The organism is Mesorhizobium sp. M7D.F.Ca.US.004.01.2.1 (assembly GCF_003997785.1).
GTDB lineage: Bacteria > Pseudomonadota > Alphaproteobacteria > Rhizobiales > Rhizobiaceae > Mesorhizobium > Mesorhizobium loti.
In genome coordinates this window covers 1-10,711 of record NZ_RZRQ01000211.1, presented here as the reverse complement: position 1 = coordinate 10,711, position 10,711 = coordinate 1, and the positions used below count along the sequence as shown (strand labels likewise).

The 10,711-nt window shown below is 63.6% G+C and carries 11 protein-coding genes; 4 read left to right on the top strand and 7 right to left on the bottom strand.

The window, feature by feature from the left end; translation table 11 throughout:
- Positions 1 to 394 (bottom strand): cation:proton antiporter (locus EN993_RS24080; protein ID WP_206532406.1); only part of this gene is annotated, 394 nt, incomplete at its 3' end.
- Positions 395 to 642: 248 nt separating this feature from the next.
- On the opposite strand from EN993_RS24080, the gene EN993_RS24075 reads away from it, so the two are divergent.
- Positions 643 to 909 (top strand): hypothetical protein, encoded by a 267-nt coding sequence (locus EN993_RS24075; protein ID WP_056582264.1) that lies wholly within the window; start codon positions 643 to 645, stop codon positions 907 to 909.
- 92 nt (positions 910 to 1,001) lie between these two features.
- Here the strand turns inward: EN993_RS24075 and EN993_RS24070 are convergent, their stop codons facing one another.
- The 4 genes from EN993_RS24070 to EN993_RS24055 all read right to left on the bottom strand — a co-directional run bounded on the left by EN993_RS24070 (position 1,002) and on the right by EN993_RS24055 (position 4,843).
- Complete coding sequence (locus EN993_RS24070; protein ID WP_126068990.1) at positions 1,002 to 1,556, bottom strand: hypothetical protein; 555 nt, start codon at positions 1,554 to 1,556, stop codon at positions 1,002 to 1,004.
- A gap of 135 nt (positions 1,557 to 1,691) precedes the next feature.
- Positions 1,692 to 2,801, bottom strand: coding sequence for a YcjF family protein (locus EN993_RS24065; RefSeq protein WP_127265007.1), 1,110 nt, complete (start codon positions 2,799 to 2,801; stop codon positions 1,692 to 1,694).
- Entirely contained in the window at positions 2,798 to 4,276 is a 1,479-nt protein-coding gene (locus EN993_RS24060) for a YcjX family protein (RefSeq protein ID WP_127265006.1), read from the bottom strand. The genes EN993_RS24065 and EN993_RS24060 overlap by 4 nt, the downstream gene beginning before the upstream one ends.
- 63 nt (positions 4,277 to 4,339) lie before the next feature.
- A complete protein-coding gene (locus EN993_RS24055) occupies positions 4,340 to 4,843 on the bottom strand; it encodes a histidine phosphatase family protein (protein ID WP_127265005.1) in 504 nt (167 codons plus the stop codon).
- A gap of 334 nt (positions 4,844 to 5,177) precedes the next feature.
- Here EN993_RS24055 and dksA point away from each other — a divergent pair, with 334 nt between their 5' ends.
- Positions 5,178 to 5,594, top strand: a complete 417-nt coding sequence (dksA, locus tag EN993_RS24050; protein ID WP_013531862.1) for an RNA polymerase-binding protein DksA — start codon at positions 5,178 to 5,180, stop codon at positions 5,592 to 5,594.
- A 200-nt stretch (positions 5,595 to 5,794) separates the two neighbouring features.
- Here the strand turns inward: dksA and EN993_RS24045 are convergent, their stop codons facing one another.
- Positions 5,795 to 6,547, bottom strand: a complete 753-nt coding sequence (locus EN993_RS24045; protein ID WP_109669248.1) for a flagellar biosynthetic protein FliO — start codon at positions 6,545 to 6,547, stop codon at positions 5,795 to 5,797.
- A 223-nt stretch (positions 6,548 to 6,770) separates the two neighbouring features.
- Between EN993_RS24045 and EN993_RS24040 the strand changes: the two genes are divergently transcribed.
- Both EN993_RS24040 and EN993_RS24035 read left to right on the top strand, forming a co-directional pair.
- Complete coding sequence (locus EN993_RS24040; protein WP_127265004.1) at positions 6,771 to 9,344, top strand: PAS domain-containing sensor histidine kinase; 2,574 nt, start codon at positions 6,771 to 6,773, stop codon at positions 9,342 to 9,344.
- A gap of 86 nt (positions 9,345 to 9,430) precedes the next feature.
- Complete coding sequence (locus EN993_RS24035) at positions 9,431 to 10,138, top strand: purine-nucleoside phosphorylase (RefSeq protein WP_127265003.1); 708 nt, start codon at positions 9,431 to 9,433, stop codon at positions 10,136 to 10,138.
- Between the two features lie 9 nt (positions 10,139 to 10,147).
- Here the strand turns inward: EN993_RS24035 and EN993_RS24030 are convergent.
- On the bottom strand, positions 10,148 to 10,711 hold a 564-nt coding region (locus tag EN993_RS24030; protein WP_164757779.1), incomplete at its 5' end, for a cytochrome c.

Here is a 10,711-nt window from a genome sequence, read left to right as displayed (position 1 = left end):
CGGTCGAGGTGAGCACGAAGCCGGCGCCGGCGACGAAGGATTGCGCGATCGGAAACCCTCCCGCCATGCCAACACCGGTCAGCAGCAGCGCGCAGACCCCGACCTGCAGCGCGCCGAGGCCGAAGATCTCGCGGCGCAGGCCCCACAGCCGCGACGGCTGCATCTCCAGTCCGATGATGAACAGGAACATCACCACGCCGAGTTCGGCGACATGAAGAATGGCTTCCGATTCGGAAAAGACGCCGAGGCCAAACGGGCCGATGACAACCCCGGCGGCCAGGTAGCCGAGGATCGAGCCGAGGCCCATGCGCTTGAAGATCGGAACGGCGACGACGCCGGCCGCAAGCAGCGCCACCACCTGAACCAGATCGCTGCTCGATGCCGCTACCGCCATGCCGCCATTCCGCTCGTTTGAGGACCGATTCCGATTTCGGGCTTATGTGACCAAGGGGCGAAGATAGGGGCTTCGGCGGGCATCGAACAGCCCGAATCCGGATCGCTGGCGATGTTGCAGGCGCGATACACAAGTTGACACCGGGAATACGTTGCATCTTGCCACAATCGAAGGCTAAGGACGCTCGGCTTCGGCCATTGGAGGGTGATCGACGATCAAGTCGCGCCCTTTTTGAGGAGATGACTGACATGAAGAAGTTTTTGTTTGTTGCCGTCGGCCTGGCGGTGCTTGCCGGTTCGGCTTGCTCGAAGGCGCCTGAGTGCACGGCGGAGATCGCGACCAAGAAAGCGCAGGACATGGCTGCCGCGCTGCAGGAGGCGATCACCAAGGACCCGTCCAAGGCGGCTGATCTGACCGCCAAGGTCCAGGCGGTGACAACCAAGTATCAGGGCGCCACGACGTTGGCCGATGCCTGCAAGGCGTATGACGAAGTGACGGCCGCGATCAAGGGCTAACGCCCTGATTCGAGATCAAGGGCTAAGCGCCTGATTCTACCGGTTCAAACGAGGCGGCGACCATTGGGTCGCCGCCTTTTTCTTTGGATTGTTCAGTTCGGCGCGATGGAGCCGACTTCGACGGCGTCGACGCGCTTCAGGCTCATGCCGATCACCGGCACCAACTGGTCGTCGACGCGCACTGCAATGGTCACCGTCATCGAATTGTCGTCGGGGATGCGGGCCTGCATGACGCCGCGCAACTGGTTGCGGTTTATGGTGAAGACCACCTTGTGGGGATCGACGACGTTGCCGCCGATGATATCGAGGCCGGAACCGGTCGCGCCACCCATGAAGCTGCCCTTGTAGCCCTCGCGGCCCTTGCGCTCGATCTTGGCCGACATCGGCTGGGTGAACATGCCGACCCGGCAGCCGCCGTCGAGCGACATGCCGACCTTGCCGTCCGGCGTCGAGCCGGTGAAGCTGCAGTTGAACTTGGTGCCCTTGTACTTGCCGGCGACGATTTCGCCGGGACCGATCCATTTGCCCTCGGCCGACTGGAAGAATTGCTTGTCCGGTTCCGCCGCGGACGCCGCTCCGGCAATGCCGACGAGAGCTGTGATCACGGTTGCCAGGGGCAGGACGCTGGATAGTATTACGCTTTTCATCGACGACACCCGGCAACAAAGAGGCTGTTTGGAACCCGTCTGACCATGAACAAGATTGGTTAATGCTTCGTCACTACGGGGCCGCCGCAAGGCAGTCCGGTAACAATTCCGAAGGTCCAAACGCTCCAGCCCGGCTCACTTGCCGGACGGGGTTGTTTCACCATCTTTCCTGGTTGCAAACGATGTCAGCGCCGAGAGGAAATCGCCCAGTCCGGGACGCTTCGCGGCGCTGAAGGGCAGGGGGCGCGCCGTCTCCATCGCCGCGATGCCGATGCGCGCCGTCATCATGCCGTTGACGACGCCCTCGCCAAGCTTGGCTGAAAGGCGCGCCGCCAGGCCGTGGCCGACGATCTGCTGGACGAAACTGTCGCCGACCGCGATCGAGCCGGTGACCGCCAGATGCGCCAGCACGCTGCGCGCCAGGCGGAAGAAACCCAGCGTTCCCGGCCGTCCGCCATAGAGTTCCGACAAGCGGCGGATGAGCCGCCCGGCCTCGAACACGACATAGGCGACATCGACAAGTGCGCGCGGACTGACCGCCGTCACCAGTGAGACGCGTTTGGCAGCCTCGAGAATCATCACCTTTGCCCTGGCATCGAGTGGTCCAAGGATTTCGGCTTCGGCCAGGCGCACCAGATTGCCGCCGTCGATGATTTCGCCGCGCAGTTCGGCCAGCGCGCGCCGGCCGGCCGCGGTCTCGGGTTTGGCCGCGACAAAGGCTGACAATTCGTCGACGACCGATCGTGCCGCCTTGGGATCGTCACGGGCGATCGCATCGAGCGCCCGCTTCTGCAGCTTTTCGATCTCGGCGAGCCGGGCGATCGCCAGGAACTCGCGAATCAGGATCACCACAAGCGCCAGCACGGCGATGGCGGCCATGCCCGCGGCCAGCCAGCCCAGCCATTCGGCGCGCGCAAAGAGGTCGCGTACGAGCTGATCGGTCCACAGGCCGACAGCCAGCGAAACCAGCACGCCAAAGGCGCCGAAGAAGATGCTGCCGAGCAGCGAGCGTTTCCTGGGGGCGATGGCCGGTGGCGGCTCGGCGGCGATGATGTCAGGTTCGTCGAAGACGTCGACTTCCGCCGGTATGACGGTCGCGACATCGGTCTTCATCGCGCGGGGTTTGCGCTGGGTGTCGGCCTGGGCACGGGTACCGGCCTGGGCGTGGCGCGTCCCCGGCGCTTCTTGTCTCGGTGGGGCTTCCGGCTCGATGCGGAATGCCGCCGGCTTGCGGGGCGCGGTCATGCCAGATGGTCTCCGATCAGGAACTGCAAGGCACGGTCGAGCCTGATATGCGGCAGCGACAGCGTAACGCCTTCGGCCGTGCGTTCGAGCTTTGGTGGACGGAAACGGACGAAACGGATTGCCGGGTCCGCGGAGTCCTGCTTGTGGTCGGCTCCCGAAATATCGAAAACCGCGTCAATGTTCTCCGGTAAGTCACCGGGAAATATGGCTGTCTCTGTCTTTCCGTCAAAGGTTTCGCCGTTGATCTTCTCACCGGCGATCGGCGTCCCGATGATGACGGGAAGCGTCTCCCGGCCCTGCTTGACGGTGCCTTCGCGTGTCGCACGCACCGCCGCCATGGCGACCACATCGACATCGGCGCCGGTGAAGTTCGCCCGTGCCACGGCGCGGTCGGCAAGCCGTCGCACGATCGCCTGCAGGCGGTCATGGCTTTCGTGGTGCAGATGGTCGGCCTTGGTCGCGGCAACAAGTATGCGGTCGATGCGCCGCGAGAACAGATCGGTGAGGAAGCTGCCCCGGCCGGGACGGAAACAGCTGAGGATCTCGGTCACCGCGCGCTCCAGGTCGGCCATGGCGCCGGGGCCGGCGTTCAGCGCCTGCATGGCGTCGATCAGCACAATCTGGCGATCGAGGCGGGTGATGTGTTCGCGGAAGAAGGGTTTGACGACATGCGTCTTGTAGGCCTCGTAGCGCCTGTCCATCATGGCGTGCAGCGACCCTGGGCGCGGACGCTTGTCGCCAATCCCAACCAGGGGCGCGAAGGTCAGTGCCGGCGAGCCTTCGAGATCGCCCGGCATCAGGAAGCGGCCGGGCGGCAAGGTCGAAAGCGCCCGCTCGTCGAGCTTGCACGCTTTCAGATAGGCGGCGAAGCTCTCCGCCAGGCGGCGCGCCGTCATCTCGTCTGCGTCGGCGTTCGGGTCGATCTCCGCCGACAGCGCCCGCCAGGCCTGCGACAGGTCCTCGCGCACCGGCAGAACGGCCATTTCGAAGGCTTCATGCGAAAAGTCGGCGAAGGATTTGCCGAGCAGCGGCAGATCGAGCAGCCATTCGCCGGGATAATCGACGATATCGACCGACAGTCTGCCTGAGGAAAACATGCGGCTCCAGCCGGAGGCCGATTCATATTCGATGGTCAGCCGCAGTTCCGAAATGGCGCGCGTCGAATCGGGCCAGGCACGGTCGTTGACCAGGGCGGCGATGTGATCCTCGTACTGGAAGCGCGGCACGGCGTCGTCCGGCTGCTGCTCGAGGAAGGCGCGGGCGATACGCCCCGATTTCTGCGCCTCGAACAGCGGCAGGCGCCCGCCATGGATCAAATTATGGACAAGGGCCGATATGAACACCGTCTTGCCGGCGCGGGACAATCCGGTCACGCCGAGGCGCAGCGATGGGGAAAAAAGCCCGGTGGCGCGGCCCGATAGTGTGTCGAGGGCAATCCTCGCCTCGTCGGTGAAGGTGGTCAGCGATGATGCCAAAATATGCTCTCTCGGACTTCGGTCCGTCCGATATAGGCTCTGTATCAGGGCTTTGAAATGGCTTCAGAGATCGGTCGGCGTCAGGAACGCTTCGAGATAGCCGGTGCCCTGGGCGGCTTTTGCGAGGTCATCGTCGAAGCGGACGACCGCCAGGCCCGAGGTCGGGAACCCGTGGTTGAGCGTGGCCCGCGCCGTCTCGTCGCCGTCGCCCGAAACTGCCATAGCGAGATCTTCCGTCATCGGGTTGTGGCCGATGACCAGCAATGAACCCGCCCCGCCATTGTCCCTGATAAGGTGGAGGTAACCGGCCGCGTCCGCGCTGTAGAGCGTGTCGAAGAACAGGACCCGACCGGTGTCGGTCTGGCCGGCCAGGCCTTCCAGCGTCTCCTTGGCGCGTTTGGCATTGGAGCACAGCGTCAGGTCCGGAACATAGCAGCGGGAGCGCATGGCGGCGCCCATCCTTTCGGCATCGGCGCGGCCGGATGCATCGAGCGGGCGATCGAAATCGCGTACGCCGGGCAGCGCCCAGCCAGCCTTGGCATGTCGCAACAGATAAAGCCTGCTCACCCAACCTCCGAATGCCGAAGCCTTCCAGGATTAGCCACGAGAACGGCGTCGCGCACAATGGCCCGTGTTCTTCGAACACAGCGAATCACCATGCTGCGGCGCCGCAAAAGGCGCCTGTGCATCGGCCCGAAGATCACGGTCGATCTTCGGAAAGCATGTTTCGTCGGATCGAAAGTGTCGCAGCGTAGTTTGGTACCAAAGCGACCGTATGCTGCTGCAAAGGCGCGCGCCGGTGCACATTAACAATTGCGTGAGACAGCGGCCGATTGCGCTTGTGCAGGCGTCGGGCGACGAATATATAGGCGCGAAATTTGGGGCAGTTTGGGTGAGTCGAATGAACGACATCGTTACCGCCGATTACGTACCCTCCGAAGACGAGCCGTTCATGAACGAGCGGCAGAAATCCTACTTCCGCTCAAAGCTCGTCACCTGGAAGAATGACATACTGCGCGAAGCGCGCGAAACACTGGAAATCCTGCAGCAAGAAAACGCCAACCACCCCGATCTGGCTGATCGCGCCTCTTCGGAAACCGATCGCGCCATCGAACTCAGGGCCCGCGATCGTCAGCGAAAGCTCATTGCAAAGATCGATTCCGCTCTGCAGCGCATCGACGAAGGCACCTACGGCTATTGCGAGGAAACCGGCGAGCCCATCGCGCTGAAGCGGCTCGATGCGCGTCCGATCGCGACGTTGTCGATCGAGGCGCAGGAGCGGCATGAGCGCCGCGAAAAAGTCTACCGCGACGACTAAAGACCAGGGCCGGCAGCGTACGACCAGCCGTCCATGAGCGACGTTGATTTGAATGGCCGGTTTTCCCCGGCCATTTTTGGCGGGCATTTACCGTTCAGGGCGCACGAATCCGCAAGCCCTCGACGCATGGGCCTTCCAAAAGGTGGTTCGGCAGCCGAACCGGCTACGATTTTCGCGTTGAGTAGCGCCTCAGCGGCCGCTTATCGCTTCTGGCTGGAAAGTTCGCCGAGAAGCTTGGTCATTTCATCGTCGAGCGACTGCGGCGCCTTCGCCACCGGTTTGCCCACCGGGCCGCCCGAACGGGGCTGGTCGAGCGACACTTCGAGTTCCCTCATCAGCGTGTCGTCGATGCTGTCCTGCACAGGTGGAGGCGGTGGCGCGTGCCGGACGACATTGGCATTGGCCGAGCCATAGGCGGGCAGCGGCGTGATATTGGTCGGCTGGTAGCTTTGCACCGCCGGCTTTGGCGCGGGTGCAGGTGCCGGCGCTATTTGGCGCGGGCGGGCGGGTGGCGCGGTGTTCACCGGCTGCGATGCGGGTGCCTGTCTTGCAGGCGGTGGAGCGGGTTGCGGCGGACGCGGCCTTGCTGCTGCCGGGGCCGCAGTGGCCGGGACCGGCTGCAAGCCGCCGTCTCCGGTCAATGCCGGACGGCGTAGTGCCGAAAGACGGATATCGCGCTCGACGACGACGTCGGTCGGGCCGCCGATCAAAAGCAGGTGCTCGATGTCATCGCGGCGCACCAGCACCAGCCGGCGATGGCTGTCGACGGCGGTGGCATCCATGACGGCCAGCCGCGTCTTGCGGTTGCGGCCGCCGGCAACAAAGGTTCCGAACGTCAGATTGCGCACCAGCTTGATGATGACGAGAACGATGACCAGCAGGACAAGTGCTGCAAACGTCCACAACAGTGCTGCGGCATAACCAGGGCCCGCCACGCTATCCAGCCATTGCATTGGTTACCCCTGATTGCCCTTGGAAGTGATGCGACACTAGACCGTTGCGGCGGGCCACCGCAAGTTGCCTTTCACGCTGGTGAACAGCTAGAAAACTCCGAAGGCCGCAAGACCATCATTTTTATCTGACATTTGCCGCCCAGGCCTTTTCCGGACTAGGAGAATGTGATTCAACCCGGTACGGGCGGGTGTCGGAACACCGGAATTCACGAGCAGGGGGCATATGGCCAAGGAAGCGCGCGGCGATTTCTATCCGGTACCGATCGTCGACCAGAATACGCGACCGGGCGCGGTCACCCGGCTTATCATTTTCATCGTCGTTCTGACGGGGGCGGCGATCGTTTTCGGTCTGTTCCGCGAGCGCCTCGGGGATCCTTTTCTGCTCGGCATGCTCGGCGTGCTGGCGATGATCGGCGTTGGCTTCCTGTTTGCCACAGCGATCGGCTTCGTGCAGGTCACGCCACGTTCGACGGGCGACGAACTGTCGAAATCCTTCGTCGATTCGATGTCGCAGGGGCTTCTCGTCACCGACACCAAAGGCCGTGTCGTTTACGCCAACCGCGCCTATGCCGACATGACCGGAGCGTCGTCGGCGGCCGACCTGAAGACGGTCGAGGGGTTGCTCTCGGATGTCCCTGAAGCCTCGGTGACGATCTATCGCCTGGCGTCGGGCCTGCGCGACGCCCAGCCGGGCGACGGTGAATTTCGGCTCGCGCAATCCATTCGGCCCGGCGCCGAGCCAGGCGCCCGCTGGTACAGGGCGCGGGCGCGCACCTTCAGCGTTCCGGGCCAGCGGCTGCCGATGCTGGCCTGGCAACTAGCCGACATCTCGCAGGAGCGGGCCGAGCAGGAGCGTTTCTTCCTCGATTTGCAGAAGGCGATCGATCACCTCGACCACGCGCCGGCCGGCTTCTTTTCGGCCGACCAGGAGGGCCGCGTCACCTACATCAACGCCACGCTTGCCGAATGGCTGGGCATCGACCTCACCAGCTTCACGCCCGGTGCCGTCTCCCTGGCAGAGATCGTGGCCGGCGACGGCATGGCGCTGGTCCGCTCGGTCAAGGCTGACCCCGGCACGACACGCAACGCGGTGATCGATCTCGACTTGACGACGATGACGGGCGAGGCGCTGCCGGTGCGGTTCATGCATCGTGTTTCGGCCAGCCGCGAAGGCCTCAATGGGCCGACGCGCACGATCGTGCTCAACCGCACGCAAGGCGAGGACTCCTCGGCCGATTTGCGGGCCTCGGAAGTGCGCTTCACCCGCTTCTTCAACTCTACACCGATGGCGATAGCCGGCGTCGACCACAACGGGCGCATCCTGCGCACCAATGCGCCGTTCCTGTCGCTGTTTTCATCCGTCGTCGATCGCGATGCCGTCGATCGCCGTGTGCGGCTCGACACGGTGATCCATGAACGCGACCGGCCGGCCTTTGCGACTGCCTTTGAAAAAGCGCAACAACGGCAGGCCGACATCGAGCCGATAGACACGCTTCTGCCCGGCAACGACGAGCGGCACATCCGTTTCTACGTCAACGCGGTCGCCGACGGCACCGGCGGCGAGGGCGCCGAGGAGTCGGCCATCGTCTACGCCGTCGAGACGACGGAGCAGAAGGCGCTCGAAGGGCAGATGGCGCAAAGCCAGAAGATGCAGGCGGTCGGCCAGCTTGCCGGCGGCATCGCGCACGATTTCAACAATGTGCTGACCGCCATCATCATGGCGTCCGACCTTTTGTTGACCAACCACCGTCCGTCGGACCCGTCCTTCCCCGACATCATGAACATCAAGCAGAATGCCAACCGGGCGGCTTCGCTGGTGCGGCAGCTGCTCGCCTTCTCGCGCAAGCAGACTTTGCGGCCGGAAGTGCTCAACCTGACCGACGTGCTCGCCGATCTGAGGATGCTTCTGGCCCGCCTGGTCGGCAATGACATCAAGCTCAAGGTCGACCATGGCCGCGACCTGTGGCCGGTCAAGGTCGATATCGGGCAGTTCGAGCAGGTGGTGGTCAACCTTGCGGTCAACGCGCGCGACGCAATGCCGGCGGGTGGCGATCTCACCGTGCGCACCCGCAACGTGACCGCCGAGGAGTGCAAGGCCTTTTCCTATCGTGAACTCGCCCCGGCGGACTATGTCGTGGTCGAAGTCGAGGACACCGGCAGCGGTATCGCGCCCGATGTGCTGAAGAAGATTTTCGAACCCTTCTTCACCACCAAGGAGGTCGGCAAGGGCACCGGCCTTGGCCTGTCGATGGTCTACGGCATCATCAAGCAGACCGGCGGCTTCATCTTCTGCGATTCCGAAGTCGGCAAAGGCTCGACTTTCCGCATTTTCCTGCCGCGTCATATTGCGGAAGCGAAAAAAGCAGGCGAGCCCAGCGATGTGCCGGCGGCCCCGGCAAAGATCGCCGATGCGGCTAAGGATCTGTCGGGCTCGGCCACAGTGCTGCTCGTCGAAGACGAGGATGCCGTGCGCATGGGCGGTATGCGGGCGCTGACCTCGCGCGGCTACACCGTGCACGAGGCGTCGTCAGGCGTGGAGGCGCTGGAAGTGTTCGAGGCGCTGGGCGGCAAGGTCGACATCGTCGTTTCCGACGTGGTGATGCCGGAAATGGACGGACCGACGCTGCTTGGTGAGTTGCGCAAGCGCCAGCCGGACATCAAGTTCGTCTTCGTGTCCGGCTATGCCGAGGACGCATTCGCCAGAAACTTGCCGGCCGACGCGCATTTCGGCTTCCTGCCAAAGCCGTTCTCGCTCAAGCAACTGGCGACGATCGTCAAGGATGTGCTGGAGTCCTAGAACCTCCTTCAGTTCTTTCCTTGCGCTGCGCCGCTACAACGCCATGATTGCGGGTGAAACGGCAGGCGGGCTCGGGGGAGCAGCTGGTGACGCCACACAACGAAGCGGACAAGAGCGACTACGCCGACACAGTGTTGTTGCCGGGTGATCCGCAGCGCGCCGAGTGGATGGCGCAAACTTTCCTGGAAGCGCCGCGCTGCATCAATCGCCGACGCGGCGCGCTTGGCTTTACTGGGCTGTTTGGCGGCAAACCTGTCAGCATTCAGGCGACGGGCATCGGCGTTTCATCGTTTCTGATCTATGCGCATGAATTGCTGGAGCATTTTGGTGCGCGAACGTTGATCCGCACCGGCACCTGCGGCAGCCTGACCGCCAAGGCAAAACTGCGCAGCCTTGTCATCTCGCAATCGGCACAGGCGGAGAGCGCCCAGAGCGGTCAGGTTTTCGGCCTTTATGGACCCGCCGGTGCGGATCCGGCGCTTCTCGCCTGTGCGCTGGCCAAGGCAGCCGAACTTGGCATCGACCATTGTGCCGGCCTGACGGTTTGCAGCGACATCTTCTATCACCCTGAAGGACGCGGCCGTTTTGCCGATGCGCAGGCGGCCGGAGCTCTGGGCGTCGATATGGAAACCAGCGCACTCTATCGCATCGCCGCGCATTTCGGGGCTCGCGCGCTGTCGATGTGCGTCGTGGTCGACAACATCGAGACCGGTGAACTGACCGATTATTCCGAACGCCAGGCGCTTTTCACCGACATGAGCCGTCTGGCGCTCGCTGTTGCAGCAGAGAGCTAGAATACGGGTCTACTGGGTCAGTCCCTTGCGTACGGCAGCCACATCGTCGGATGAGACCGCCGCAGCCGCGTTGCCCCAACTGGCGCGCACATAGGTCAAGACGTCGGCGATTTCCTGGTCTTTCAGGCGCCAGGCCAGGGAGGGCATGGCAGGCGTCGTTGGCGCGTCCGCCGTGTGCACGGCCTGGCTTCCGGCGAGGACGAGCCTGGCCAGCGTTTCGGAACTGCCCTGGGCGACGATCGAGTTGCCGGCAAGGGAAGGGAAAAGCACGCCCGCCCCGGCGCCATCCCCACCATGACAGGCCGAACAATTGTCACGGTAGACTGCCTCGCCCGTGGCCATCCGTGTCTCGTCAGGCTTTGCCGGTTGGGTGTTGCCGGCGTCCGAGCCCAAGCTCTTGAGATAGACGGCTACCGCCTTCAGATCCGGATCGATCATTTTCGACGTGGAATTTTCGATGGCTTCCGCCATCGGACCTGAGGCAATCGAATGCGCGTTGACGCCGGTCTTGAGGTATTTGACCAGGTCCTCTTCCGACCATGCGCCCAAGCCCGATTGCGCATTGTTGGTGAT

Coding starts and splice junctions, on each gene's coding strand:
- EN993_RS24075 (WP_056582264.1), top strand. CDS start 643: ATGAAGAAGTTTTTGTTTGTTGCCGTCGGCCTGGCGGTGCTTGCCGGT.
- EN993_RS24070 (WP_126068990.1), bottom strand. CDS start 1,556: ATGAAAAGCGTAATACTATCCAGCGTCCTGCCCCTGGCAACCGTGATC.
- EN993_RS24065 (WP_127265007.1), bottom strand. CDS start 2,801: ATGACCGCGCCCCGCAAGCCGGCGGCATTCCGCATCGAGCCGGAAGCC.
- dksA (WP_013531862.1), top strand. CDS start 5,178: ATGAACGACATCGTTACCGCCGATTACGTACCCTCCGAAGACGAGCCG.
- EN993_RS24045 (WP_109669248.1), bottom strand. CDS start 6,547: ATGCAATGGCTGGATAGCGTGGCGGGCCCTGGTTATGCCGCAGCACTG.
- EN993_RS24040 (WP_127265004.1), top strand. CDS start 6,771: ATGGCCAAGGAAGCGCGCGGCGATTTCTATCCGGTACCGATCGTCGAC.